The 25,733-nt window shown below is 59.0% G+C and carries 26 protein-coding genes; 12 read left to right on the forward strand and 14 right to left on the reverse strand.

Annotation, left to right across the window (positions count from 1 at the left end; genetic code table 11):
• Window positions 1-99: 99 nt before the first annotated feature.
• The 7 genes from ACONT6_RS00410 to ACONT6_RS00440 form a co-directional block, all read right to left on the reverse strand.
• Entirely contained in the window at window positions 100-1,359 is a 1,260-nt protein-coding gene (locus ACONT6_RS00410) for a DUF945 family protein (protein WP_428819936.1), read from the reverse strand.
• 112 nt (window positions 1,360-1,471) lie between these two features.
• A complete protein-coding gene (locus tag ACONT6_RS00415; protein WP_428819937.1) occupies window positions 1,472-2,392 on the reverse strand; it encodes a hydroxymethylglutaryl-CoA lyase in 921 nt (306 codons plus the stop codon).
• 2 nt (window positions 2,393-2,394) lie between these two features.
• On the reverse strand, window positions 2,395-4,398 hold the full coding sequence (locus ACONT6_RS00420; protein ID WP_428819938.1) for an acetyl-CoA carboxylase biotin carboxylase subunit: 2,004 nt from the start codon (window positions 4,396-4,398) through the stop codon (window positions 2,395-2,397).
• A 210-nt stretch (window positions 4,399-4,608) separates the two neighbouring features.
• Window positions 4,609-5,406, reverse strand: a complete 798-nt coding sequence (locus ACONT6_RS00425) for an enoyl-CoA hydratase/isomerase family protein (protein WP_428819939.1) — start codon at window positions 5,404-5,406, stop codon at window positions 4,609-4,611.
• Between the two features lie 200 nt (window positions 5,407-5,606).
• Window positions 5,607-7,214, reverse strand: a complete 1,608-nt coding sequence (locus ACONT6_RS00430; RefSeq protein WP_428819940.1) for a carboxyl transferase domain-containing protein — start codon at window positions 7,212-7,214, stop codon at window positions 5,607-5,609.
• 197 nt (window positions 7,215-7,411) lie between these two features.
• The gene (locus ACONT6_RS00435) at window positions 7,412-8,581 is read right to left on the reverse strand and encodes an isovaleryl-CoA dehydrogenase (protein ID WP_428819941.1); all 1,170 of its coding nucleotides are present in this window, start codon (window positions 8,579-8,581) and stop codon (window positions 7,412-7,414) included.
• Window positions 8,582-8,632: 51 nt separating this feature from the next.
• Window positions 8,633-9,022, reverse strand: coding sequence for a MerR family transcriptional regulator (locus tag ACONT6_RS00440; protein WP_428819942.1), 390 nt, complete (start codon window positions 9,020-9,022; stop codon window positions 8,633-8,635).
• Between the two features lie 239 nt (window positions 9,023-9,261).
• Here ACONT6_RS00440 and ACONT6_RS00445 point away from each other — a divergent pair, with 239 nt between their 5' ends.
• From ACONT6_RS00445 to ACONT6_RS00455, 3 genes are all read left to right on the forward strand, one after another.
• Window positions 9,262-9,759: an RNA polymerase sigma factor gene (locus tag ACONT6_RS00445; RefSeq protein WP_428819943.1), complete on the forward strand. Its 498-nt coding sequence runs from the start codon at window positions 9,262-9,264 to the stop codon at window positions 9,757-9,759.
• 5 nt (window positions 9,760-9,764) lie between these two features.
• Window positions 9,765-10,403 (forward strand): hypothetical protein, encoded by a 639-nt coding sequence (locus ACONT6_RS00450; protein ID WP_181254478.1) that lies wholly within the window; start codon window positions 9,765-9,767, stop codon window positions 10,401-10,403.
• 81 nt (window positions 10,404-10,484) lie between these two features.
• On the forward strand, window positions 10,485-10,787 hold the full coding sequence (locus ACONT6_RS00455; protein ID WP_428819944.1) for a superinfection immunity protein: 303 nt from the start codon (window positions 10,485-10,487) through the stop codon (window positions 10,785-10,787).
• 79 nt (window positions 10,788-10,866) lie between these two features.
• On the opposite strand, the gene hutH is transcribed toward ACONT6_RS00455, so the two are convergent.
• From hutH to hutC, 3 genes are all read right to left on the reverse strand, one after another.
• Window positions 10,867-12,417: a histidine ammonia-lyase gene (gene hutH, locus ACONT6_RS00460; protein ID WP_428819945.1), complete on the reverse strand. Its 1,551-nt coding sequence runs from the start codon at window positions 12,415-12,417 to the stop codon at window positions 10,867-10,869.
• A gap of 128 nt (window positions 12,418-12,545) precedes the next feature.
• A complete protein-coding gene (gene hutU, locus ACONT6_RS00465) occupies window positions 12,546-14,231 on the reverse strand; it encodes a urocanate hydratase (RefSeq protein WP_428819946.1) in 1,686 nt (561 codons plus the stop codon).
• 238 nt (window positions 14,232-14,469) lie between these two features.
• A complete protein-coding gene (hutC, locus tag ACONT6_RS00470) occupies window positions 14,470-15,207 on the reverse strand; it encodes a histidine utilization repressor (protein WP_428819947.1) in 738 nt (245 codons plus the stop codon).
• A gap of 179 nt (window positions 15,208-15,386) precedes the next feature.
• On the opposite strand from hutC, the gene hutI reads away from it, so the two are divergent.
• Window positions 15,387-16,616 carry an imidazolonepropionase gene (gene hutI, locus ACONT6_RS00475; protein WP_428819948.1) on the forward strand — a complete coding sequence of 410 codons (1,230 nt, stop codon included), beginning with the start codon at window positions 15,387-15,389 and terminating at the stop codon, window positions 16,614-16,616.
• Window positions 16,600-17,553, forward strand: coding sequence for a formimidoylglutamase (hutG, locus tag ACONT6_RS00480; protein WP_428819949.1), 954 nt, complete (start codon window positions 16,600-16,602; stop codon window positions 17,551-17,553). Before hutI ends, hutG begins: the two co-directional genes overlap by 17 nt.
• A 24-nt stretch (window positions 17,554-17,577) precedes the next feature.
• On the opposite strand, the gene ACONT6_RS00485 is transcribed toward hutG, so the two are convergent.
• The gene (locus tag ACONT6_RS00485; RefSeq protein ID WP_428819950.1) at window positions 17,578-18,162 is read right to left on the reverse strand and encodes an NUDIX hydrolase; all 585 of its coding nucleotides are present in this window, start codon (window positions 18,160-18,162) and stop codon (window positions 17,578-17,580) included.
• Between the two features lie 202 nt (window positions 18,163-18,364).
• Here ACONT6_RS00485 and ampC point away from each other — a divergent pair, with 202 nt between their 5' ends.
• The 5 genes from ampC (at window position 18,365) to ACONT6_RS00510 (ending at window position 23,000) form a co-directional block, all read left to right on the forward strand.
• Window positions 18,365-19,609, forward strand: a complete 1,245-nt coding sequence (gene ampC / locus ACONT6_RS00490) for a class C beta-lactamase (protein WP_428819951.1) — start codon at window positions 18,365-18,367, stop codon at window positions 19,607-19,609.
• Between the two features lie 123 nt (window positions 19,610-19,732).
• Window positions 19,733-20,422 carry a TetR/AcrR family transcriptional regulator gene (locus tag ACONT6_RS00495; RefSeq protein ID WP_428819952.1) on the forward strand — a complete coding sequence of 230 codons (690 nt, stop codon included), beginning with the start codon at window positions 19,733-19,735 and terminating at the stop codon, window positions 20,420-20,422.
• 88 nt (window positions 20,423-20,510) lie between these two features.
• Window positions 20,511-21,674, forward strand: a complete 1,164-nt coding sequence (locus ACONT6_RS00500; RefSeq protein ID WP_428819953.1) for an iron-containing alcohol dehydrogenase — start codon at window positions 20,511-20,513, stop codon at window positions 21,672-21,674.
• A gap of 40 nt (window positions 21,675-21,714) precedes the next feature.
• A complete protein-coding gene (locus tag ACONT6_RS00505) occupies window positions 21,715-22,155 on the forward strand; it encodes an acyl-CoA thioesterase (RefSeq protein WP_428819954.1) in 441 nt (146 codons plus the stop codon).
• A gap of 35 nt (window positions 22,156-22,190) precedes the next feature.
• Window positions 22,191-23,000, forward strand: coding sequence for a DODA-type extradiol aromatic ring-opening family dioxygenase (locus ACONT6_RS00510; RefSeq protein WP_428819955.1), 810 nt, complete (start codon window positions 22,191-22,193; stop codon window positions 22,998-23,000).
• A 48-nt stretch (window positions 23,001-23,048) separates the two neighbouring features.
• Here the strand turns inward: ACONT6_RS00510 and ACONT6_RS00515 are convergent, their stop codons facing one another.
• The 3 genes from ACONT6_RS00515 to ACONT6_RS00525 are packed head-to-tail and all read right to left on the reverse strand — an operon-like array spanning window position 23,049 to window position 24,296.
• On the reverse strand, window positions 23,049-23,297 hold the full coding sequence (locus ACONT6_RS00515) for a DUF2164 domain-containing protein (protein ID WP_181254467.1): 249 nt from the start codon (window positions 23,295-23,297) through the stop codon (window positions 23,049-23,051).
• Window positions 23,298-23,299: 2 nt separating this feature from the next.
• Window positions 23,300-24,097, reverse strand: coding sequence for a type I methionyl aminopeptidase (map, locus tag ACONT6_RS00520; protein ID WP_428819956.1), 798 nt, complete (start codon window positions 24,095-24,097; stop codon window positions 23,300-23,302).
• Window positions 24,090-24,296: a ParD-like family protein gene (locus ACONT6_RS00525; RefSeq protein ID WP_428819957.1), complete on the reverse strand. Its 207-nt coding sequence runs from the start codon at window positions 24,294-24,296 to the stop codon at window positions 24,090-24,092. Before ACONT6_RS00525 ends, map begins: the two co-directional genes overlap by 8 nt.
• Window positions 24,297-24,473: 177 nt before the next feature.
• On the opposite strand from ACONT6_RS00525, the gene ACONT6_RS00530 reads away from it, so the two are divergent.
• Together ACONT6_RS00530 and ACONT6_RS00535 are read left to right on the forward strand one after the other, a co-directional pair.
• Window positions 24,474-25,145: a pseudouridine synthase gene (locus ACONT6_RS00530; protein WP_428819958.1), complete on the forward strand. Its 672-nt coding sequence runs from the start codon at window positions 24,474-24,476 to the stop codon at window positions 25,143-25,145.
• A gap of 21 nt (window positions 25,146-25,166) precedes the next feature.
• Window positions 25,167-25,595, forward strand: coding sequence for a hypothetical protein (locus ACONT6_RS00535; RefSeq protein WP_428819959.1), 429 nt, complete (start codon window positions 25,167-25,169; stop codon window positions 25,593-25,595).
• Window positions 25,596-25,733 lie beyond the last annotated feature (138 nt).

The raw sequence follows: 25,733 nt of genomic DNA on the forward strand, positions 1-25,733 counted from the left end.
GTCATACAGTTTGAGGTAGTACCGGTAAACGGTGAGAGAAGTTCGAGCGGCCTTTTGGCCGCTCTTTTTTTGCTTGCGGAAAACTGCCTGGTGCGGGCTTCAGATGCCGCCCAGTATGGCCAGCACGAACAGGTCGGCGGGCAGCATCTGGCCGTTGACCTCGAGATTGCCCTGTTCCAGTTGCAGGTGCATGGACAGCTCGCCATTGTTCTCCTTCAGGAAGCCGTACTGCTTCAGGGCGCTGGCCTGCATGATAAGCGGGGACTGCATCAGCGCCTGCTCCGCGGCGGTAATATTGGCGCTGCCGTTCAGGTGGTCGAGCCAGAACAGCCTGTCGTTCTCTACCTGCCGGTTTCTCGGCATTCCCTTCCAGTCCACATCCAGCTGCAGCTGCATGGGCCCGTTGGCACTTTCGATATCCAGTTGCTGCTGCATTTTCAGTGGGCGGTCGAAGACCTGGGGCCAGCTGCGCTGGGCTGCCGGGGTGAGCACTGCGGTGTACAGGTAGTGGTGCAGGTCATCGTAGCTGATTGCCGGCAGGTTTATCTGCTGGGTCAGGGCGCTGGCCGGGGTGGAGGACTGGATCTCCGGCAGCTGGATTTCAGTCTGTACGTTCAGGGTGCGGGCGGCGACCAGCTTGCCGGTGTAATCGAACTCCACATCGCGCAGCTCAAGCGGACCGGAATCGTTGTTGGTGCGTACCAGGGGCAGTTTGGCATGCAGGGTACCGGCGCCGCTGGGGGCCAGTTCAAAGTTGCCCTTAGCGGACTCGAGGTACAGGGATTCGCGGTGGCCGTCCATGCGCACGAATTCGCCCAGTTCAAAATGGCTGTTCTGCTGTTTTCCCTGGTAATCGGTGACCCACTGGATGCGCGCGCCGGCAAACTGGATCTGCTGATCGGCTTCGTTGCGATCGATGGGCAGCAGGTGCAGGGTATTCGTTACCCGGTTGTTGGTGCCTACGACGGTTTCCAGAACGACCGGAGTGTCTTCGCCACTGGTCGGAATAGGGCCGTAGTAGGCTTCCAGCTGACGGCGCAGGGCCGGTTCCAGTTCTTCCCCGGTAAGGCGGGTTTCTCCGTAGATCACGCCAATGCGCGGACCGCTGCGGGTAAACAGTACCGGACCGTGCTGGATGTCGGTGCGGGTTTCCGATGCGCCGTCCTTGCCCTTCAGTCGGGCAATGGCCTCGGCGCCGAACCAGCCGCGCTGATAGCCGGTAAGCTCGATATTGGGCTGGTTGGCCAGTTGTTGCTGGAGGACTTCCTCTACCTTGGGACCGATCAGTCCGGGGGCTGCTAGGGCGACCAGCAGCAACAGGGCGGAGAGGGTGATCAGGATAAAACGTAAGGCTTTCATGCGGTCAATTTTCAGGCGTTTGGGTCGAAGCGGCTGATGTTAGCAGATCGGGATGAATCCCGTGACCGCAATCTCTTTCCATCCCGATCAGAACCGTCTGAGCAGCGGGGACTCAATCCCCCTCGATCACCCCGCCCTCGCCGGCGATGGCGCGTGCTACCTTGGAGCCGCTTTCGCGTCCCAGGGCACTGGAGATGAAGTTGCCGGCCTTTGCCAGCCGTGCCAGGTCCACCCCGGTGTGTATGCCGAGTCCGTCGAGCATGTACAGCACATCCTCGCTTGCCACATTGCCGGAAGCGCCACGGGCGTAGGGGCAGCCGCCGAGGCCGGCTACCGCGGAGTCCACCACGGCGACACCCGCCTGCAACGCGGCATAGATGTTCGCCAGCGCCTGGCCGTAGGTGTCGTGGAAGTGGACCGCGAGCTGCTTCAGGGGTACCTGCTGGGCCACGGTTTCGATCATCGCGCGGGCCTTTTCCGGGGTGCCGACCCCGATGGTGTCGCCGAGGCTGATTTCATAGCAGCCCATATCCAGCAGCGCGCGACTGACTTCCGCAACCTTTTGCGGCTTGATGTCACCCTCGTAGGGGCAGCCGAGCACGCAGGACACATAACCGCGCACCGGGATACCATCGGCGCGGGCCTGCTCCGCCAGCGGGCGGAAGCGCTCGAGGCTCTCCTCGATGGAGCAGTTGATGTTCTTGCGGGTAAAGCTTTCGGAAGCCGCCCCAAACACCGCTACCTCGTCTGCCTTAGCATCGCGCGCCCGCTCGTAGCCCACCATATTGGGGGTGAGTGCGCTGTAGGTGACACCGGGGCGACGCTGGATACCCGCGAGTACTTCCTCGCTGGCGGCCATTTGCGGTACCCACTTGGGGCTCACGAAACTACCGGCTTCGATCACCTGCAATCCCGATTCACTGAGCAGGTCGATCAGCCGTACCCGGGTCTCCACGGAGATGGGTTGCTTTTCATTCTGCAGCCCATCGCGGGGGCCGACTTCTACAATCTTGACGCGTTCTGGCAGTGTCATATTCAGGCCTCTGCATTTTCGGCAGTAAAGTCGACCAGCAGGCTGCCGCCATCCACCAGTTCCCCGGCTGCGCACAGGTACTGGTTGACGGTGCCGTCTTTGGGCGCGCGCAGGGTGTGTTCCATTTTCATGGCTTCCATCACCAGCAGGGGTTGATCCTTGCTGACGGTTTCTCCTGGCTCTGCGAGGAGGGCGACAATGGTGCCGTTCATGGGCGCTTCCAGGCCGTGGCCTGCTTCGCTGGCTTCGCCGGTATCCGGCGGCAGTATGCGGAAGTCCACCTGCTCACCGCTGACAAATACAGTGCCCTCATTCTCCTGGGCCACGCTGGTGTAACTCACACGGCGTCCATCGAGGATAGCCACGCTGTGTCCGTGGGGGCAAACCACGTCGCCGCGCTGGGCGTCCACGGCCGCGTCGCAGCGCCACTGCAAGCTTTCATCACTGCCGCAGAAATGTATTTCGATATCGCGACCGTGCACTTCGACTTTCTGGCTGCGCCACAGGGTGAGCCCGTTGCGCCAGTTGCTGCCGCTGTGCCAGGGCGAGAAAGGATCCGCTTTGGGTGCGCTGCGGTGTTGTGCGCGGGTTTCCCTATGGTGCAGGAAGGCGGCGATGGCGGCACATTGCTGTGCGCGCAGTTGCTGTTCCTGCTGCAGGATTTCCTGCTCGTGGTCTTCGATAAAGTGAGTGGTCACACGACCGTTAACAAAGGCGGTGTGATTGACCACCCGACGCAGGAATTCGATGTTGTGGCGCAGGCCGGCGATTTGATATTGCTGCAGGGCGCGGTCGAGTTTGACCAGGGCTTCGCGACGATTGCGGCCGTGCACGATCAACTTGGAAATCATCGGGTCGTAGTGCACGCTGATTTCATCGCCGGTCTGCACACCGGTATCAACGCGCACCGCACTGTCTTCGCGCGGGGGTTGGTGACGCAGTAGCTTGCCGGTCGCGGGCAGGAAGTCGTTGTCCGGGTCTTCTGCGTAAATACGCACTTCAAATGCATGGCCGACGATATGCAGGTCGTCTTGCTCAAGTGGCAGTGGTTCGCCGGCGCCAACTGCGAGCTGCCAGGCGACGAGGTCCTGGCCGGTGATCATTTCTGTTACCGGATGCTCCACCTGCAAGCGGGTGTTCATTTCCATAAAGTAGAAGGCACCGCTGGCGTCGAGCAGGAATTCGACGGTGCCGGCACCGACATAGCCGATGGCATGGGCGGCGCGCAGCGCAGCTTCGCCCATCTTTTTACGGGTTTCGGCGGAGAGACCGGGTGCCGGTGCTTCTTCTACGACTTTCTGGTGGCGGCGCTGTACCGAGCAGTCCCGCTCAAAAAGGTAAACGCCATTGCCCTGCTTGTCGCAGAACACCTGAATCTCGACGTGACGAGGGTTGACCACGTAACGCTCGATCAGCATGAGGTCGTCGCTGAAGGCGTTTTGCGCTTCGCGTTTGGCGGCGTCTAGGGCTGCGTGGAAGTCGTCGGCTTTGTCGACACGGCGCATACCTTTACCACCGCCACCGGCGGCGGCTTTGAGCAGTACGGGGTAGCCGATGCGATTGGCGTGGCCTTCGAGAATGCCGGGATCCTGGTTGGTGCCGTGGTAGCCGGGTACCAGCGGTACGTTGGCATCTTCCATGATCCGCTTGGCGGCGGATTTGGAGCCCATGGCTTCAATGGCCGCGGCGGGTGGGCCGACAAAGATGATGCCGGCTTCTTCGCAGGCGCGACAGAAGTGGGCGTTCTCAGACAGGAATCCGTAGCCGGGGTGGATGGCGTCGGCACCGGTCTGTTTGGCGGCGGCGAGGACTTTATCGATGTCCAGGTAGGATTCCCGGGCCGGTGCGGGGCCGAGATGCACGGCTTCGTCGGCCTGCTGGACGTGCAGGGCATTGGCATCTGCGTCTGAGTAAACCGCTACAGTGGCGACGCCGAGGCGACGTGCGGTGCGGATAATACGACAGGCAATTTCGCCGCGGTTGGCGATCAGCAGTTTGCGAATCATAACTGGCTCTGTGGTCTGGTGCTTTGATGCTGTTTTGTGGCGGCAAAGCACTGGGTGCTGGTTTTTGAAACCGCTATGAATACATCCCTGTAAGCTGCGTCGGCGACGTCCATGTCGCCGACGCTTTCAAAAACCAGCACCCAGCACTTTGCCTTCAGTTCAAAATTTTGTGCTCCGTAAGCATGACATTCGTCATTACTTAAGAAGTTGTCATTCGTCGCTGGTGTTCATCCAGCTCGGTGCGCGTTTTTCCAGAAACGCGCTCAATCCTTCCTGGCCTTCCGGTGAAACCCGAACGGCCGCAATCAGCGCACTGGTCTGTCCCTGTAATTCTTCGTTGATCACACGATTGGACATGGACATGGCCAGTTGCTTGGCCATGGTGACGGCGTTCGGGCCGTTATCGATGATGCTGTTGACGAACTTCTGTACTTTCAGGTCCAGCTCGCCCTCGGGCACGACTTCAGAAACCAGTCCAATTTCCATTGCGCGTTCTGCGGAGAAGCGCTCAGCGGTCACAAAGTAGCGACGTGCCTGGCGCGCGCCGATGGCGTTGATCACATAAGGGCTGATGGTGGCAGGTAGCAGGCCGATTTTTACTTCACTCAGGCAGAAACTTGCGCGCTCGGCGGCGACGGCGATGTCGCAACAGCTGACGAGGCCGACAGCGCCACCAAACGCAGCGCCCTGCACCCGGGCGATGGTGGGCGCGGGGAAGTTGTCGAGTTTGTGCAGCATGGCGGCCAGGGTCGCGGCGTCGGTGCGATTCTGTTCTTCGCTGTAATCCGCCATGCGCTTCATCCAGTTGAGATCAGCACCGGCGGAGAAGTTTTTGCCATTCGAGGCGAGCACCAGCGCACGGATGCCTCCGCTGCGGGCGAGATTGTCGAAGGTTTCGCCCAGCTGGCGAATCAGGTCGTCGTCGAAGGCGTTGTGAATTTCCGGGCGGTTGAGGGTAACCGTGGCAACGCCTTCGTTGTCGATTTCGCACAGCATTTTTTCGGTCATGGTGTTCTCGCTCAAAATAGTTCTTTGGTTCTGGGCTTTGGCGCAGGTCCTGTGGCGGTCCTGCTAGCGTGGCTACTTTGCGGGACACGCTGTGAATACATCCCTGTAAGCTCTGCACCGGCATCCATGCCGGTGAAGGTCCCGCAAAGTAGCCACGCTATCAGAACCTTCGCTTCGAGTGTTTTGCCCCGACACAGCAATTACATCCGGAATATCCCGAACTTGGTTTCCTCGGGCTCTTTGTGTGTTGCCGCGGCAAGACACAGTCCCAGCACGGTGCGGGTGTCTTTCGGATCGATCACACCGTCGTCCCACAGGCGTGCAGAGGCGTAGTAGGGGTGGCCCTGGTGTTCGTAGTCGTCGATGATCGGTTGCTTGAACTTGGCGATTTCTTCCTCGCTCCAGTCCTCACCTCTTGCCGCCATCTGGTCTTTCTTCACCTGCGCCAGTACCCCGGCCGCCTGCTCGCCACCCATCACGGAGATACGCGCATTCGGCCACATAAACAGGAAGTTGGGATCGTAGGCGCGTCCGCACATGCCGTAGTTGCCGGCACCGAAGGAACCGCCGATCAGGATGGTGAACTTGGGTACTTTTGCGGTGGCGACCGCGGTCACCATTTTCGCTCCGTGCTTGGCGATACCGCCGGCTTCGTACTGCTTGCCCACCATAAAACCGGTGATGTTCTGCAGGAATACCAGCGGAATATTGCGCTGTGCGCACAGCTCGATGAAGTGCGCACCTTTCTGTGCACTCTCGGCAAACAGGATGCCATTGTTGGCCACGATGCCCACCGGGTAACCGTGAATGCGGGCAAAGCCGGTCACCAGGGTGGTTCCGTACATCGCCTTGAATTCATCGAACTCGGAACCGTCCACCACCCGCGCGATAATCTCGCGTACATCAAACGGCTGGCGGGAATCCTTGGGCACAATGCCGTAGATCTCTTCCGGCGGATAAATCGGCTCCACCGGCTTCTGGATATCCAGACCCGGGTTCTTGATCCGATTCAGGCGCGCAACGGACTTGCGTGCCAACTCAAGCGCATGGGTATCGTTATTCGCAAAGTGGTCGGAAACGCCGGACGTCTTGCAGTGCACTTCTGCACCGCCAAGCTCCTCGGCAGAAACTTCTTCACCGGTAGCCGCTTTTACCAGCGGCGGGCCCGCGAGGAAAATCGTAGCTTGCTCCTTCACCATGATGGACTCATCCGCCATGGCCGGCACATAGGCACCACCGGCAGTACAGCTGCCCATCACCACCGCGATCTGCGGGATATTCTTCGCGGACAGATTTGCCTGGTTGAAGAAGATACGACCGAAATGCTCACGATCCGGGAACACCTCATCCTGACGTGGCAGGTTGGCACCGCCAGAGTCCACCAGGTAAATACACGGCAGATTGTTCTGCTCCGCAATTGCCTGCGCTCGCAGGTGTTTTTTCGCCGTCAGCGGATAGTAAGTGCCGCCTTTTACCGTGGCATCGTTGGCAACGATCACACAGGGCTGGCCGGCGACAGTACCGATACCGGTCAGGATGCCCGCAGCAGGTACGTCTTCACCGTACACGTCATAGGCTGCCAGCTGGGAAAACTCCAGAAACGGACTGCCCGGGTCGAGCAGGGTGTCGATACGGTCGCGGGGTAGCAGTTTACCGCGGGAAACGTGCTTCTCCCGCGCGCGCTCACTGCCGCCCTTGGAAATGGTTTCCAGCTTTTCCCGCAGGTCGTCGACGATTTTCTGCATCTGTTCGCGGTTTTCCGCAAACGCTGGATCTCGGGAATTAATCTTGCTCTGAATCTGATTCATAAAGTCTTACGAAGTTGATTCGTGATCAGCGCCAAAAGTGAAGGCGCTGATGCCGGTATTGGTTTGCAGGACCTTCAAAAACAGGATGTTTTTGCAGAGCCCCCATGGATGGGTTCACGGCGTGTCCTGCAAGCCAATACCGGCAGCAGGGCCGCCCAGGAGCTCGCTACGAAGCTCACGTGGACCCAATAATGAACTTAGCGAGTCTCGTTAAACAGCTCGCGACCAATCAACATGCGACGGATCTCGGAAGTACCCGCGCCGATTTCGTACAGCTTGGCATCGCGCAGCAGGCGGCCAGTGGCGTACTCATTGATATAGCCATTGCCGCCCAGGGTCTGGATCGCCTGCAGTGCCATCTGGGTGGCACGCTCTGCGGTAAACAGGATCACCGCCGCGGAATCCTTACGGGAGTCCTCACCGCGATCACAGGCTTTCGCCACCGAGTACAGGTATGCGCGGCTCGCATTCAGATCCGCGTACATATCCGCAACCTTGCCCTGCATCAGCTGGAATTCGCCGATCGCCTTGCCAAACTGTTTGCGATCGTGAATATATGGCACCACGATATCCATGCACGCCTGCATGATACCTACCGGGCCACCGGAAAGAATGGTGCGCTCGTAATCCAGACCGCTCATCAGCACACGCACACCGCCGTTCAGCTGGCCCAGAATATTCTCTTCCGGTACCTCGCAGTCCTCGAACACCAGCTCACAGGTGTTGGAACCGCGCATGCCCAGCTTGTCCAGCTTCTGTGCCTGGGTGAAGCCCTTGAATCCGCGCTCGACGATAAAGGCGGTAATGCCGCCAGAGCTGATACCCGGCTCGGTGCGCGCATAGATTACATAAGTGTTCGCATCCGGACCGTTGGTGATCCACATCTTGTTGCCGTTCAGGATAAAACGATCGCCTTTCTTCTCCGCTTTCAGCTGCAGGCTCACTACATCGGAACCGGAATTGGGCTCACTCATCGCCAGCGCGCCGATATGCTCGCCGGAACACAGCTTTGGCAGATACTTCGCCTTCTGCTCCGGAGTGCCATTTTTGCGGATCTGGTTTACACACAGGTTGGAATGGGCGCCATAGGAGAGGCCGACCGACGCGGACGCGCGGGAAATCTCCTCCATCGCCACCGCGTGGGCCAGGTAACCCATATTGGAACCGCCGTACTCCTCCTCCACGGTCATACCCAGCAGGCCCAGTTCACCGAACTTCTTCCACATATCGGCGGGGAACAGGTTGTCCTCATCGATCTGCGCTGCACGCGGGGCCAGTTCTGCCTGGCAGAACTTGTAGACCATATCGCGCAGCATATCGATGTCTTCGCCGAGGTCGAAATTGAGGGTTGGGTATGGAGTATTCATCGCGTGCTCCGCTTTGGATCCGTCAGAGTTATTTGTGAAATCAGGTTTGGTTCAGTCTGTTTGTTCTTTCAGCGCCGCCACTGTGCGGGCGGTCGCATCGTCCAGCTGGGCGAGCATCTTCTCGATGTCCCGCTGCTGCTGTCGCAGCTGCTGGCGCTTGGCGTCGATACGGTCGAGGAGGCGATTGAGCTGGTCCACATTGCCGTGGGCCGGATCGTACATATCGATGATTTCCCGGCTCTCATCCAGCGAGAAACCCAGACGCTTGCCCCGCAGGATCAGCTTCAGGCGCACCCGGTCTTCCGGCGTATACACCCGTGTCTGCCCCCGCCGCTCCGGGCTGATCAGCCCCTTGTCTTCATAGAAGCGGATGGTGCGGGTAGTGATCCCGAATTCCTGGGCCAGCTCGGAAATGCTGTAGCTGTCGGCGATATTGCTCATTAGGCAGGGGCGCTCATGGGATAGTCCTCAGATCTGTCCGAAGTCTAGTTGACGTTTACGTTAACGTAAACGTCAATCTGAGCCAAATCGTGACCGAAGGGGTGTTGTCAGTTCCGGGTGTTTTGAAAGATGGCGGGGCGGGCGGGGTGAAAATTTATGTAAGGTTCTGAGTGCGCTGGGTACAGTACGAGGCATTACCCGCTTCCTGCGGCCCCAGAATACGGACAGAAGAGCATAGCTTGGACGCGCGCGAACAGATCTTTAACCAGTTAATCGAGGACTGCGGTGGTGGCATTGCGCGCCTGGCCAGCAGCTACGTGCGCAACCGGGCGGAGCGGGAAGACCTGGTGCAGGAAATATGGCTGGCCATCTGGCGCGCGTTGCCGGCGTTCCGGGGGGAATCGAGCCTGCGCACCTTTGTCTACCGGATCGCCCACAACCGCAGTGTCACCCAGCTCGCCCGCCGGCGAGATACCCACGGCGATGAGCTGCTGGAAGATCTTCAGGACGAACGCCCAGGCCCGGAAGCGCAGTTGCTACAGAACCGGGATGCCGAGCGGCTGGTGCGCGCAGTGTCACTGCTGCCCCTGGGGATGCGTCAGGTACTTACATTGCGTTTCGAGGGGCTGAGTTACAGCGAAATTTCCGAAGTGCTGGGTATCAGTGAGTCCAATGTCGCGGTGCGCCTGAATCGCGCCCGCGAGCGCTTGAACACAAAACTGGGTAATGCGGTGTGATGAGCATGAGCAACGAAAATAACGGTAAGTCCAAAGTGGGCCGCCACGGTGACGACGGGCTACAGGAGCTGGCGAATATCTGGCAGCAGGCCCCTTGCGAGATGCCGGTGCCTAATGCCATCCGCGAAAATATCCGGCGACAAGAACGACGTATACGTATGACTGCCCTGCTCGAATGGGCCGGTTCAATTGCGGTGGGCATCGGCGGTGTTTACCTGACATTGGCCAGCGAGATGCGAGATGCTCCCTGGCGCGCGCTGTTGGTACTGGTATTGCTGACCTGGGCCATGGCATTTTCCGTATCCAATCGCCGGGGAGTGTGGGATCCACTGGAGGAGTCCACCCGTGGCTATCTGGACCTTGCGCGGCTGAGACTCGAGCGCAAACGACGCATGCTGCGCTTTACCTGGATTCTGTTGATTGTGGAACTGGGTATTTTTGCAGTCTGGCAGGGGGTGTCATATTTCGGCTGGCTGGAGCCCATCTTTACGAAAGACATCGGGTTTGTCATCGGATGGCTTCTCACATTTACAGTAGGCTTGGGCATCTGGAGCGTGTGGTATTCGCGTCGCATAAAAAAGAGCGAGATACAGATCGATACGTGGCAGCAAGAAAATTTCGAAACGACGAAAAATAAATTGTAAGAAATTGGATTTCGCCGGTACTACAGAAGTGTCGATCGAATATTCAATGAAAAAATCAAATCAATGGAAGGAATTCTTATTATGCTGTCGAATCTTGAAGAAAAATTTTCGGGTTTCCTCGACCTGTTTGCACAAATGGATACGCTTCAGGCTGTCATTTTTGTCGTGTTCTTTTTTGCCGTGTGGTTTTTGCCAAGCGTGATTGCGGTTTTTTTCAATCGCGCGCACCTAGGGAAGATTTTTCTCGCCAATGTGCCAGCGGGGCTTTCGTGGATTGCCTGGGTGGCGCTGCTGGTGTGGGCCTCCACCGGAAAGATGAGTGGGAGGCTGGCAGAAAAGTACGGCTCTGCTTCCGCGCAGAAAATGGTAAAAGCCGAAAGCTAATTGGTGGGGGGATACAACTGTTGAACCCACCTTCGCCCAGCGTATTCACCGGGCTGAGCGAAGGCGGTTCATCGGGGGTTTAGTGGTTGCTGGGCAGCATTTCAGTGGCCAGATACTCGCGGTAATAGGCGCTCGCCAGTAACTGCTTGGCCTCCTCGATATCCGGTGCGAAGTAGCGGTCCTTGTCGTAGAAGGAGACGCGCTCGCGCAGGGCAGCCTTGGCGTTTTCCAATTTTTCGGTGGTCTTCAGCGGCGCGCGGAAGTCCAGACCCTGGCAGGCGGCCAGCAGTTCCACCGCGAGAATGCCGCAGGTGTTGTCGGCCATGTCGCGCAGGCGACGACCGGCGAAGGTGGCCATGGAAACGTGGTCTTCCTGGTTCGCAGACGTCGGCAGGGAGTCGACGCTCGCCGGGTGGGCGAAGGTCTTGTTCTCGCTGGCCAGTGCCGCAGAGGTCACCTGCGCGATCATAAAGCCGGAGTTCACCCCGCCGTTGTCCACGAGGAACGGCGGTAGGCCGGAAAGGTTGGAGTCGATCAGCAGCGCCATACGGCGCTCGGACAGGGAGCCGATTTCCGCAATCGCCAAGGCCAGGTTATCGGCCACCATCGCCACCGGTTCCGCATGGAAGTTACCACCGGAGATGATGTCGGAGTTTTCCGGGTTTTCCACATCGGTAAACACCAGCGGGTTATCGGAAACACCGTTGGCTTCCGCCAGCAGGATTTCGGCGGCGAAGCGGATCTGCTGCAGGCAGGCTCCCATCACCTGGGGCTGGCAGCGCAGGGAGTAGGGGTCCTGTACCTTTTCGCAGTCCTCGTGGGATTCGCCAATTTCACTCTGTTCACCCAGCAGGTCGCGGTAGCTCGCGGCTACATCGCGCTGCGCCTGCTGGCCGCGCACCATGTGGATACGGTCGTCGAACGGACGGCGTGAGCCCTTGGCCGCTTCCAGGGTCAGCGCGCCGGTTACTACCGCACCGGCGAACATGTCTTCCGCAGAGAAGAGGCCCTGCAGGGCAAAAGCGGTGGAGGCCTGGGTGCCGTTCAGCAGCGCGAGGCCTTCCTTCGGTGCCAGTACTACCGGGCGCATTTCCGCAAAGCGCATGCCTTCAGACGCGGGCTTGCGTTCGCCGTTGATAAAGCATTCGCCTTCGCCCAGCAGTACCACGCTCATATGCGCGAGCGGTGCCAGGTCGCCGGAGGCGCCCACGGAGCCTTTTTCCGGAATCGCGGGATACACACCCGCGTTGACCAGTTTGATCAGGGCTTCGATCACTTCCAGACGGATGCCGGAAAAACCGCGGGCCAGGGAATTGATCTTCAGCACCATCAGCAGGCGCACGGTGTCTTCGCTCATGAAGTTGCCGGTGCCGGCGGCATGGGACAGGACGATGGCGCGCTGCAGGGTTTCCAGGTCTTCTTTCTTGATACTGGTGTTTGCCAGCAGGCCGAAGCCGGTGTTGATGCCGTAGACGGTGCGACCCTGTTCCAGTACATCGGCGACAGTTTTAGCGGACGCATTGATGGCTGCGTGGGCGTCTTTGTTCAGGGTCAGCTTTACCGGCTCGCGGGCAACGCGGCGCAGTTGTTCCAGGCTCAGTTGGCCGGGGGTGATTTCCAGTTGGTACATGATGTCTTTCACCAAAAATTTGGGTTCTTGCCTGTAGGAGCCTGACTTGCAGGCGAATCAGGTCGGAGTGCTCTTCTGTTCGCCTGCAAGGCAGGCTCCTACGGCGTGGATATGTTCAGGCTCTGGAATTAATCCTTGAGCATCGGCAGATCGAGGCCTTGCTCTTTTGCACATTTCTTGGCGATGTCGTAGCCCGCATCCGCATGGCGCATCACACCGGTAGCCGGGTCGTTCCACAGCACGCGCTCGACGCGCTTTTTCGCCGCTTCGGTGCCGTCACACACAATCACTACACCAGAGTGCTGGGAGAAGCCCATGCCCACGCCGCCGCCGTGGTGCAGGGACACCCAGGTGGCGCCAGAGGCGGTGTTCAACAGCGCGTTCAGTAGCGGCCAGTCAGAAACCGCATCGGAACCGTCCATCATGGACTCGGTTTCGCGGTTGGGGCTAGCCACGGAGCCGGAGTCGAGGTGGTCGCGGCCGATCACCACCGGCGCTTCCAGTTCGCCGTTGGCGACCATCTCGTTGAACGCCAGCGCCAGGCGCGCGCGGTCTTTCAGGCCGACCCAGCAGATACGCGCGGGCAGGCCCTGGAACTGGATGCGCTCGCGGGCCATATCCAGCCAGTTGTGCAGCTGCGGATTGTCCGGGATCAGCTCTTTTACCTTGGCGTCGGTTTTGTAGATGTCTTCCGGGTTGCCGCTCAGGGCCGCCCAGCGGAAGGGACCGATGCCTTCGCAGAACAACGGACGGATGTACGCGGGAACGAAGCCGGGGAAATCAAACGCGTTTTTGACACCTTCTTCGAACGCCATCTGGCGGATGTTGTTACCGTAGTCGAGGGTGGCGGCACCGCGCTCCTGCAGGGTGAGCATGGCCTGCACCTGAATCGCCATGGATTTCTTGGCTTCCTTCACCACCAGGGCTTCGTCGGCTTTACGCCCAGTGTTTCTTAAGAGGGCCGCCTGCTGCATGGTCCAGCCTTTTGGCAGGTAGCCGTTCAGCGGGTCGTGGGCGGAGGTCTGGTCGGTAACGCAGTCGGGCAGGATGCTGCGCTCGACAATTTCAGGGAATACGTCGGCGGCGTTGCCGAGCAGGCCGACGGAAATGGCTTCGCCGTTTTCCATGGCTTCGTTGATCATCGCCAGGGCTTCGTCGAGGCTGGTGGCTTTTTTGTCCACGTAGCCGGTGCGCAGGCGGAAGTCGATGCGGGTTTCATCGCACTCGACGGCGATCATGCAGAAGCCGGCCATGGTGGCGGCAAGAGGCTGGGCGCCGCCCATGCCGCCGAGGCCGCCGGTGAGTACCCACTTTCCTTTGGCTTCGCCGTCGAAGTGTTTGCGCGCAACTGCGGCAAAGGTTTCGTAGGTGCCCTGGACGATGCCCTGGGAGCCGATGTAGATCCAGGAGCCGGCGGTCATCTGGCCATACATGGCTAGGCCTTTCTTATCAAGCTCGTTGAAGTGTTCCCAGTTGGCCCAGTGGGGGACGAGGTTGGAGTTGGCGATGAGTACGCGCGGAGCGTCGGCGTGGGTTTTGAATACGCCGACGGGTTTGCCGGATTGAACCAATAAAGTTTCGTCGTCTTCCAAGCGCTGCAGGACTTCGACGATTTTGTCGTAGCACTCCCAGTCGCGCGCGGCGCGGCCGATACCACCGTATACAACAAGGTCTTCCGGACGTTCGGCGACGTCCGGGTGCAGGTTGTTCATCAGCATGCGCAGCGGCGCTTCGGTGAGCCAGCTCTTTGCGTTGAGCTTGGTGCCGGTGGGGGCGGCAATTTTACGGCTGGGGTCGTGGCGTTTATCGGTCATGGTTGCCTCGTCTTTTCCAAATTCTGTGGATAAGTTTGGATCTGTGTTTTGTGGGCTTTTGGCCCGGAGCTCTAAAGCTGGTGCTGTGGCGGCGTAGCGCCGGATGGAGGTTTTCAGGACCGCTGCGAGTACATCCATGTACGCTTCGGCGCAAACATCCTGTTTGCGACGATCCTGAAAACCTCCACCCGGCACTCCGCCTTCAATTCAAATTTCTTTACTTCGTCGTGTCTCTTTTTCAAAAACGCAGCTGTGCGCCCAATCGGTAGCGGTTCCCCGGGTGCACCAGTCGCGCGAAGCTGACGGTGCCTGCACTACTTTTTGTGCGCCGCCAGATCTGCAGGCAGGCGGTGCCAGGCTGGATCTCCAGCGCACGTGCGACAGTCTCGTCTGCGCCAATGGCCTCTACCGTGGTATCCACTTCGGTAAGTGGCGCCACACGGGTTAGATATTCGTTGGGTGTGGCCGCGCTGAAGTCCTGTTGCAGGTAGTCCGGCACCAAAGTGGGGTTGGTATAGCGTTCCTCGAACTGGATCGGCAGATCGTTATCCAGGTGCACGATGATGGAGTGGTATACCGCGGCGCCTTCGGCAAGGCCGAGGGCGACGGCGACTTCGGTGCTGGCGGTTGTCTGTTCGAGTTTGAGAATGCGGTTGGCGTAGCTATGACCGCGCGCGGCAATTTCGTCGGCTATGTTGCGTACTTCCAGCAGGGAGCCTGCGGGTACCGGTTCGGCGACGAAGGTGCCGAGGCCCTGGGAGCGGATGAGTACGCCTTCATCTGTAAGCTCCGAGAGGGCCCGGCGGGCGGTCATGCGGCTGACGCTGAAGTCCTGGGATAGCTGGTTTTCCGAAGGCACGCGGAAGTGTGCGGGCCACTCGCCGCATTCGATCTGGGCGCGGATATGGGCCTTGATCGCGGCGTAGCGCGGCTGGCTGCCGGTTTCCGTGGTGGTAGTGGGATTCTGACTACTCATACTTGTGTGCTCTTCGCCTGCTCGGGTAAAGTGCTTATCAGGTTGTACATTCTTGTATATACAAGCTTGTGTATGGGGCAACTATGGATTTGATGGGGTTTTCTGTCAATAGTGAGAATCTGCGCCAAATCACCCCAACAGGGCTATCGTTACAAATAACGCCAATTCAGTGAGCGACTATGACTGAACGCTGTGATCTGCTGATTACCAATATCAACGCGGCCACCATGGACCCGGCAATGCCCGGCGCCTACGGTGCGGTGGAGGATGCCGCGGTGGCGGTGACCGGCAACAAGATTGTCTGGATCGGCCCGCGCCGCGAGCTGCCCGATGCGATTGCGGACACCGTGATCGATGGGGAAGGACAGTGGTTGACGCCCGGGTTGATCGATTGCCACACCCACCTTGTCTACGGCGGCCACCGCGCCGGTGAATTCGCCCGTCGTCTCGGCGGCGAGAGTTATGAGGAGGTTGCCCGTTCCGGGGGCGGTATTCTGTCCACCGTACGCGCCACCCGCGGTGCTACTGCCGACGAACTCTACCGGGATGCGGAACCGCGCTTGCGCGCCCTGCTCGCGGAGGGTGTCACCACCATTGAAATCAAATCCGGTTACGGCCTGGAGCTGGATACCGAGCTCAAGCAACTGCGGGTAGCCCGTCGCCTGGCTCAGCATTACCCGGTGAATATTCTCACCACCTGTCTCGCCGCCCATGCCCTGCCGCCGGAATACGATGGCCGCGCCGACGACTATATCGATCTGGTGTGCAACGAAATTTTGCCCGCGGTTGCCAAGGAGCAGCTGGCGGATGCGGTGGATATGTTCTGTGAAACCATCGCCTTCTCTGTGGAGCAGTGTCAGAAAGTGATCGCCGCCGCGCAAAAGCTCGACCTGCCGGTAAAGGTCCATGCAGAACAGCTCGCCGCCACCGGCGCCACCCGCATGGCTGCCCGCGCCGGCGCCCTTTCGGTGGAGCATATTGAATATATTACCGACGAAGATGTAGCGGCCATGGCCGAGAGCGGTACCGCTGCGGTACTGCTGCCGGGTGCCTTCTATACCCTGAAGGAAACCCGCGTTCCGCCTGTGGATAAACTCCGCGCTGCGGGGATCCCCATGGCCATTTCCACGGATCTCAACCCTGGCAGTTGTCCCATCGCATCACTGCGACTGATGATGAATATGAGCTGTAACCTGTTTGGGCTCACCCCCGCTGAAGCCCTGGCCGGTGTCACCCGCGCCGCGGCGCGCGCCCTGGGTGTGTGTTGTTCCCGCGGTGTGTTGCGCGCCGGGTTGCGTGCGGATATGGCACTGTGGCCGATGGAGACGCCGGACCAGCTCGCCTACGAGGTGGGTGCGCTGAAACCCAAAGACATTTTTGTTGGGGGGCAACATGTTACAGCTGGCTGATATGCGCCTGTGGAGCGGGCGAGTAGACAGTGAAGATGGCAAGGCCGGAAAGCGCTGGCACCAGGATATCGTCCCGCTGCACCTGGACAGCCCGCCCGGCTTGGCGATTCTAGGTTTCGCCAGCGATGAGGGCGTGCGCCGCAACAAGGGGCGCATCGGCGCCGCCAAGGGCCCGCGGATCCTGCGCCTGGCGCTGGCGAACCTGCCCAAGACCTTTGCCGCACCGCTGTACGATGCCGGCAATGTGCGGGTGGAAAAAGACGACCTGGAATCCGGTCAGTCCATGCTCGGCGCACGTATTACCGACCTGATGACCGGCGGGCATTTCCCGCTGGTACTGGGGGGTGGCCACGAGATTGCCTTCGGCAGTTATCAGGGCATCGCCCGCTGGATGCGCGAGCAGCACCGCGACAAGTCCCTCGGCATCATCAATTTCGACGCGCACCTGGACCTGCGCCTACCGGCACCGAAAGGCTCATCCGGCACGCCCTTTTTCCAGATTGCGGAGCAGTGCGATGTCAACGGCCGGCCATTCAATTACCTGTGCGTGGGGGCTGCAGCCACTGCCAATACCCCGGCGCTGTACAACCGTGCGGAAGAGCTGGGGGCGCAGGTCATTTCCGATCGTGAAATCGTGCCCTGGCGTCTCGAGCTGGTGCAGAAGCAGATCGCCGACTTTATCGAGCGGGTGGACTTCGTTTACCTGACCATCGACCTGGATGTATTTCCCGCCGCGGTAATGCCCGCGGTGAGCGCGCCCGCTGGGCGCGGTGTGGCGTTTGAACTGTTTGAACCGCTGCTGGACACGGTGCTGGAATCGAAAAAGGTGTGCCTGGCGGATATTGCCGAGTTCAATCCGTATTTCGATATCGAAGACCACGCCGCACGCACCGCGGCACGGGTTATCTTCCAGATTGCCAACGGCATCAAGGGGTAATCGGGGCTTTGCAATGTGTCGCGCTCAGCGCTCCGGTGCGGCGCGTTGCTTGCTGGGCTGTTCCACCGGGGGAATCCTTGGTGGGCGGCGGGCCTCCAGATAGCGCTCTATATACGGCTTGTGGGTGTAGATCACATCGTCCGGGAGCATATGCAGCTCGAAGAACCGGTAGCCGTAGATTTCCCCGTCGCGGATGGCTACCTGCTTATCCTTGAGGCGCCCGCGTATGGCGATATTGATGATTCCCGAGCGCGGTACCTTATCGACCTCCAGTACCTCGAAATCATCGATCCTGATGTCCAGCTCCTCGCGCAACTCGCGCCGCGCCGATTCCTCGAACGATTCGTTGCGCTCCACCCAGCCGCCCGGCAATGCCCACTTGTCCTGATAGGAGTGGCGCACCAGCAGCAACTGGTTGTTGCGCTCCACGAAGTACACCATGCCCACCACGAATTTATCGGTCAGCGCATAGGATATGTTCCAGCGGATTTTGGGGGGCAGCTTGCGGTAGACCTCGTATTTGAGTCCGGGGAATACCACAAACAGCAGTGCTACCAGCGCGCCTGAGGCGAGCAGCGTGAGAATGGCTTTTGTCAGAAATGATCGCATCGTCCCAGAACTGCTTTCACTGCTTATAGGGTAGGGCTTGTTTAGGTTGTCGCAAGTTAACCTGCCTAAAGTGTATCCGAGGCGCGGCGGGGCTTTCGAGTACTCTTTTCGTTGGTGGGGTTTGTTTAGGGCTATATTGCACTAACCGCACCATTCAAAGTCAGACAAATACAATAAGCAACAGTTTCACAGGGAAGTCCCGATGCTGCCACCTCTTGTCGTTATTCGCTCCGGCGCGAGCATTCTACGCCGGATGTCCATGTTGGCGGGTTTTTGGTTTTGTCTGGTGGGGGCTGCACAGGCGCAAACATTGAGCCCGGAGCAGCTGGAGGCCGTGGTGGTTGAGGCTATCCAGCCGCTGGTGGAGAAACACCGCGTGCCCGGTATGGCGCTGGCACTGACCATCGATGGCGAGCCCTATTTCTTCAATCTCGGGGAAACGGCGCTAGAGGGCGGCGAGCTGGTTACCGAGCACACCCTGTTTGAAATCGGTTCGGTCAGTAAAACCTTTACCGCGACCCTGGCGGCCTATGCCGAAGCGAAGGGCGCGCTGGACTTCAGTAAACCGGTGAGCGTCTACTTGCCGCCACTGCGAGGCAGTGCGATGGATTCGGTCTCCGTACTCAATCTCGCCACCCACACCGCCGGGCATTTTCCCCTGCAATTGCCGGCGGAAGTGCGCAGCGAAGCTCAGCTGCTCGAGTATTTCCGCAACTGGCAACCGCAATACACACCCGGCAGCAAGCGCACCTATGCAAACCCCGGCAGCGGGCTGCTGGGCCTGGTCGCGGCGCGCAGCCTGAATCAGCCATTTGCAAAGGCGATGGAGGATTCCGTGTTTCGCGGGCTGGGTCTATCGGACACATTTGTGGAAGTGCCGCAAGAAAAAATGACCCACTACGCCGAGGGGCACAATCGCAACCATCAGCCGGTGCGAGTGAATATCGGTTTGCTGGGAGAGGAAGCGTACGGTGTGCGCTCCAGCGCGGCGGACCTCACGCGGTTCCTGGCCGCACAGATGGCGCTGGTAAAAGTGGGGTCGGAAATACAGCGGGCCCTGCAGGCTACCCGGCAGGGGTATTTCCGCACGGATTACTATGTGCAGGACATGGTGTGGGAACAGTACAGCCTGCCACTGGAGAAGGATCGCCTGTTGGCCGGAAACTCCCGCAAAATGATCAGCGAAGACCACCCGGTGGCCACCGTCATCCCGCCGTTGTCGCCGCAAGAGAATGTGCTGATTAATAAAACCGGCTCTACCGGCGGATTCTCGACCTACGTAGCGTTTATTCCGGAGAAAAAATTCGGCTTTGTACTGCTGGCGAACAAATATTTTCCCAATGAGGAGCGTGTAGACATGCTTTACCAAATCCTGCAGGCGGTACTGCCGGAGGTCACGGGTGGCAGTGAAACGGGCGTTGCCGATAGCGGTTCCGGGGACGCGTGACTGCCGGGTGACGGCCCATTATGGGAAACCTTGTACGATTGACCAATAATTGGCCATTGTATAGGGTGCCAAGCGGGTGTGCCCTGCACATCCGTACCTATCTTCCCGTGTGAGGCAGTCAACATGGTATCCAGCACCTTTGCTGGCAAGGAAAGCCCTGGAAAAACATCGCGCACGACTTCGGCCCCGGACAAAAAGGCCGAGAAGCGCGAAATCGCCAAGACAAAGATCCTCAATGCCACCCTCGATATCATTGCCAGCGAGGGGCTGGCGGCGCTGTCTCACCGTTCCATTGCCAGCGAGGCTGGCGTCCAGCTGGCGATGACCACGTATTATTTCGGCACTATCGACAATATTCTGGTGGCCGCTTTCCGCCAGTTCCGTGCGCAAATGGTGCCGCTGATTACCGGGCTCGCGCAGCAGCTGGAAGAATTGCTGGCCAGCTCCGCAGTTGCCGATGGAAGCCTGGCATCCAGGCAGTCTTATGCGGAGGCATTTGCCAGTGAGCTCGAGCAGTACATCGATGTCCACTCAAGCGAGCGGGTGAAACTGCTCCGGATCGAGTGCCAGTACCTGTTTGAACAGCACCCATCGCAAGCGCTCACCGAGGAGATCCAGGAGTACACCGATTGGATTACCTCTCTGGCCCTGCGCTTCGTGTCTCCCCTGGGTGGTGAAAACCCGCGAATGGATGCCCACATGTTGCTGTGGACGGTGCAGTACCTGGAGTTCTCTACGGTGACCAGCGTGTCCATCAAGGGCGCATCGAGCGGCGATGTGTTGCGGCGCCTGCTGCGCGGATTCTGTGTCTGAGGCGGATTTCCCAGCAGGAAGTCTGAGGTAATGGCCAAGCGGGCGCGACACCCGTTCAATGGATTCCCTGAGGTGAGCCGGGGGACCCATGCAAGATTTCACTTTTTCCACCACCAGAACCATTGTTTGTGAAGCCGGCGCGGCCGACCGACTGGCGGAGCACTGCCGTGCAGCCGGTGCCGGGCGAGTGTTGCTGGTCACCGACAATGGCATCCTGAACGCCGGCCTGCTGGATAGCGTGTTGCCGGGATTCGACAGCGCCGACCTGCGCCTGGGTATCTTCGACCGGGTGGAAGCCGACCCCAAAAGTGCCACGGTGGAAGCCGCTGTCCAGGCCGCGCGCACACTGGGTGCAGAAATGGTGGTGGGTTTTGGCGGCGGCAGCTCCATGGATGTGGCCAAGCTGGTCGCGGTGCTGGCGCACGGGGATTGCCGCCAGTCCCTGGAGGAGCTCTACGGTGTGGGTAATGTACAGGGACCGCGTTTGCCCCTGCTGCAGGTGCCGACTACCGCGGGCACCGGATCTGAAGTCACACCCATCGCCATCGTTACCACCGGTGAAACCACCAAGGCCGGCATTGTCTCCCCGCACCTGCAGCCGGACACCGCGCTACTCGATGCCAGACTTACCCTCGGCCTGCCCGCCCATGTGACTGCCGCCACCGGCATCGACGCCATGGTGCATGCGATTGAGGCCTACACCACCGCCCACAAGAAGAATCCGATATCGGATATGCTGGCCCGCGAGGCGCTGAGCCTACTGGCCACCAATATCGCCACTGCCACCCATCGCGGATTCGATCTGGAGGCCCGCGGCAAGATGCTGCTGGGGGCGCTGTATGCCGGCCAGGCATTCGCCAATGCGCCGGTGGCCGCGGTGCACGCGCTGGCATATCCGCTCGGGGGGCGCTTTCATATTCCCCACGGCCTCAGTAATTCCCTGGTCTTGCCCCATGTTCTGCGCTTCAACGCGCCGGCGGCGGCCGAACTTTATGCGCAACTGGCGCAGACCATAATGGGGGTGGAATGCCCAAGCGGGAGCGCGCAAAAGAAAACCGCAGCGCTGATCTGCTGGCTGGAAAACCTGATCGCGGAATTGGGGCTACCTGCCAAACTGCGGGATTGCGGTGTTACCGAAGACAGCCTGGCGCAACTCGCCGCCGATGCAATGGAGCAGCAGCGACTGCTGGTAAACAATCCCCGTATGGTCACCGAGCAGGACGCCCTCGCGATATATCGGGCGGCGTTTTAGTAAACATTGCGCACCGCAAGCAGAAAAATTTAGAGAATCCATGTCAAAGACGTCACCGGAAGAACACTTCACCCGCGAGCACTACCGGGTGTTCTACCCCATCACCACCCGCTGGCACGATAACGATATCTACGGCCACGTGAACAACGTGACCTACTACAGCTACTTCGACAGTGCGGTAAACCGCTACCTGATTGAAGAGGGGGGATTGGATATTCACAGCAGTGAGGTGGTCGCGTTTGTGGTGAGCTCCAGCTGCGACTACCGCGCGCCCCTGGCTTATCCGCAGCAACTGGAAGCGGGTATCCGGGTGGAAAAACTCGGTAACAGCTCGGTGGTTTACCGGGTGGGTATTTTTCCCGCGGGTGATTCCTTGGCAGCGGCCAGTGGCAGTTTTACCCATGTATTTGTCGCGCGCACTGAAAACCGCTCGGTGCCTATTCCCGATGCCACTCGACAGGCGCTGTCCCGCATCGACTAGAATAGACATCTGCAATAGTCTGAAGGGGTGTGCCGATGTCGAATAGCAGCGAACGTCCGGAAGTTCTGTTTGTCTCCCACGGGGGCGGCCCTCTGCCATTGCTGGGCGATCCCGGGCACAGGGAAATGGTTGAGTGTCTACAGGATATAGCCACACGCTTGCGCAGGCCTTCTGCCATCCTCGTGATCAGTGCGCACTGGGAAGAGGGCGTGCCCACATTGACCTCCGGTGAAAACCCGCCGCTGATCTACGATTACTACGGGTTTCCGGAGGCGTCCTACAGTATTCAATATCCCGCCCCGGGCGATCCCGCGTTGGCGCAGGCAGTACACGCTGCTTTGACGAAGGCGGACATCGACTCTGCGATGGATACGTCGCGGGGATTTGATCACGGTCTTTTCGTGCCCCTGAAAATTCTGTTCCCGAATGCGGAGTTTCCCTGTGTGCAGTTGTCCCTGAAAAACAACCTGGATGCCGGGGTACACCTGCAGATAGGCGAAGCCATCAGAGATCTGGAAGTCGCAAACCTGCTGGTGATTGGTTCCGGTTTTTCCTTCCACAATATGCGCGCTTTTTTCGCCGAAGAGACCGCGGAATCCCGCGCACTCAATGTCGGATTCGAGGAATGGCTGCACGAGACTCTGACCAGCACCGGGTTGAGTGAATCGGAGCGGGCACAGCGACTGGTTAACTGGCAGGCCGCAACCGGGGCGCGTTTCTGCCACCCGCGGGAGGAACACCTGTTGCCACTGCATGTCTGCTACGGCCTGGCACAAGCTCCCTGCGCAGAGCCATTTACACTGAATATCCTCAACAAACGCGCCAGTATGTATCTGTGGCGTTAGCCGTGTACCGCCGACAGAGCTTGTATCCATACAGTGCTAATAGCGGTGTTAGTAGCCTTCGGGTTTTTCCAGCTCCTGAATAACATACCCGGCCTCTTCGGTCTTTTCGTTGAAAACCTGTTGGGCATCGAAAAGACCGCGATTGTAGAAATAGGGTCCCAGCTCCTTTGCGAAAAAATCGATCAGGAACTCCGCCTCAAACCCGCCGATGTCCTGTTGCAGTTCATCACTGAAGTACGACTTGATCTTGCCCACCATTCTTTCTTTCTGGTCTTTCGAGAATTCAATTTCTTGCATGATTACCCTCGATTTTGTGTGCCGGGGGCAACGGATTCGTCAGCTCTCAGGGTGAGCACTTCAAATCCTTCCGCGGTTACCAGTACTGTGTGCTCCCACTGTGCAGACAATTTCCCATCGCGTGTTACTACCGTCCAACCATCTTTTTTGGTTTTGGTTTTGTGTGTGCCCTGATTGATCATGGGTTCGATAGTGAAGGTCATTCCCTCTTTCAGTACCTCGCCGGTGCCAGGGCGGCCGAAGTGCAGGACCTGCGGGGCTTCGTGCATTTCGCGGCCAATGCCGTGGCCACAATATTCCCTTACCACACTGTAACCGTACTGTTCCGCGTGTTGCTGGATCGCATGGCCGATATCGCCGAGGGTTGCTCCGGGACGCACCGAGTGGATACCGCACCACATGGCGTCGTAGGTTGTGTTCACCAGATTGCGCGCAGCGGGGGAGACGTCACCGACCAGGTACATTTTACTGGAGTCGGCGATATAGCCATTTTTTTCCAGGGTGATGTCCAGGTTGACGATATCGCCGCTTTTCAGCTTGCGCGACGCGCTTGGCATACCGTGACACACTACTTCATTGATGGAGGTGTTCAGGGAGTAGGGGTAGTCATACTGTCCCTTGCTGGCTGGGCGCGCAGCAAGGGTGTTCGTGATGAAGTCTTCCACCTGACGGTCGATTTCCATGGTGGTCACCCCCGGCGCCACAAAGTTATCCAGCATCTGGAATACCTCGCTCAGCAAATGGCCCGACTCGCGCATCAACGCCTGTTGCTGCGGTGTTTTTACCTGCACCTTATTCACGGGTCAGTGTCTCCAGGCTGGCCGAGGGGTTCCGTAGCAGCATCTTGCAAAGCTGGTTGTAGTTCAGCTCGGGGTTGAGCTCCGCGAGCATCCCGATGCGCATCCAGAACTCGGCCTGGGCGTTAATGGAGCGAGACATAACGGTGCTGGCGCCGCGGATCTCATCGTGCAGCTTGTCGGATATTTTTACGATTCCCAAGGTGCTCTCCACAGTTGATATTTCATAAAGAGTATATATGAACCATATATGATTCATATAAATAAATGAGTGGGTCGATGACCAGGGCAGGCTGGGGCTGGATCGGTGCCCGCTTTTTGCTTGCGGCGCAAAATTGCGTAAGCTTGCGGGCATTCGTTGTTACTCCGAGATCCAGTTTTGCGTCCCTACAACCCACCTTCCGATCCGTACCTGGATGTCGTCTACAGTGACGCCCACTTGCTTGTGCTGGACAAACCCAGTGGTCTGCTAACCGTGCCGGGGCGCGATCCGGCGCATAAAGACAGTCTCGCCAGTCGCGCACAGCAGGAGTATCCGGACGCTTTGATCGTGCACCGCCTGGATATGGATACCTCCGGTCTTGTGGTTATGGCGCGGGGGCCGGATATCCACCGCCAGTTGAGCGGTCTGTTTCAGCAGCGCGCGGTGGAGAAAATCTATATCGCGCGGGTATGGGGAGAGCCGCGGGAGGAAGACGGGGAGGTGGACTTGCCGCTGATCTGCGACTGGCCCAATCGACCCCGGCAGAAAGTGGACTTCGAGGTAGGCAAGCCGTCACAGACACGCTGGAAAAAGCTTTCCAGCGACGGCCGTACCAGCTTGCTGGAATTGACCCCGATCTCTGGCCGCTCGCACCAGTTACGTGTGCATATGCAGGCCTTGGGACATCCCATTCTTGGGGATCCCTTTTACGCCCATGAGGAAGCCCTGACGGCAGCGCCGCGATTGCTGCTACATGCGCAGGAGTTGGGTTTTACGCATCCCGTACTGGAACGGCCTTTGCATTTTATGTGTAACCCCGGGGCAGAATTTCAACTTGAGCATGTGTGATTGTGAAGGAGGGAAGTAACTGTGAATAGGACAAAACTCATCGAGTCTACCATCGCTATTGCGTTGGGAATTTTCTCGGTCTGGATGTCGATCTACACCATCGGCTTTTCCGCAGCCCTGGCGATTCCGCAGTGGCTAAACGGGCCGATGCAGAGTATCGGCTCAAATCTGTCCATGTTTCTCTGGAGCCTGCTGGTGGTGTATCCGCTGGGTATCGGCTTGTTGATACTGTTGTCGCTTTGGGTGGCGGCACGCTTTCCTGTTCAGAACCCGCGCCTGTTTTGCCTGGTGTTTGCACTCACACTGTGCGCTACGCATCTGATCTACGGCTTCTGGAACGGCAATGGGTATTCGCCGTTGCTAATTCTGATGTGGAGTAGTAGTTATTGCATCGTAGTGATTGCCATGGTCCGGATGGCATTCTCGTTGTTCCGGTTGGGGCGTGATTAATCGGGTGTTTTCAGCGAAAGCGCTCACATAAAAAAGGCGGCCATGGGCCGCCTTTGGTTTATTAATTGTTTAGCTCTTTCGGGTTATTTGTACTACTTTGATAGATCCGCCGCACACATTCCCAGGGGGCGCGCCCAG

Source organism: Microbulbifer sp. MCCC 1A16149, from assembly GCF_050368945.1.
In the GTDB taxonomy this organism is placed as follows: Bacteria; Pseudomonadota; Gammaproteobacteria; order Pseudomonadales; family Cellvibrionaceae; genus Microbulbifer.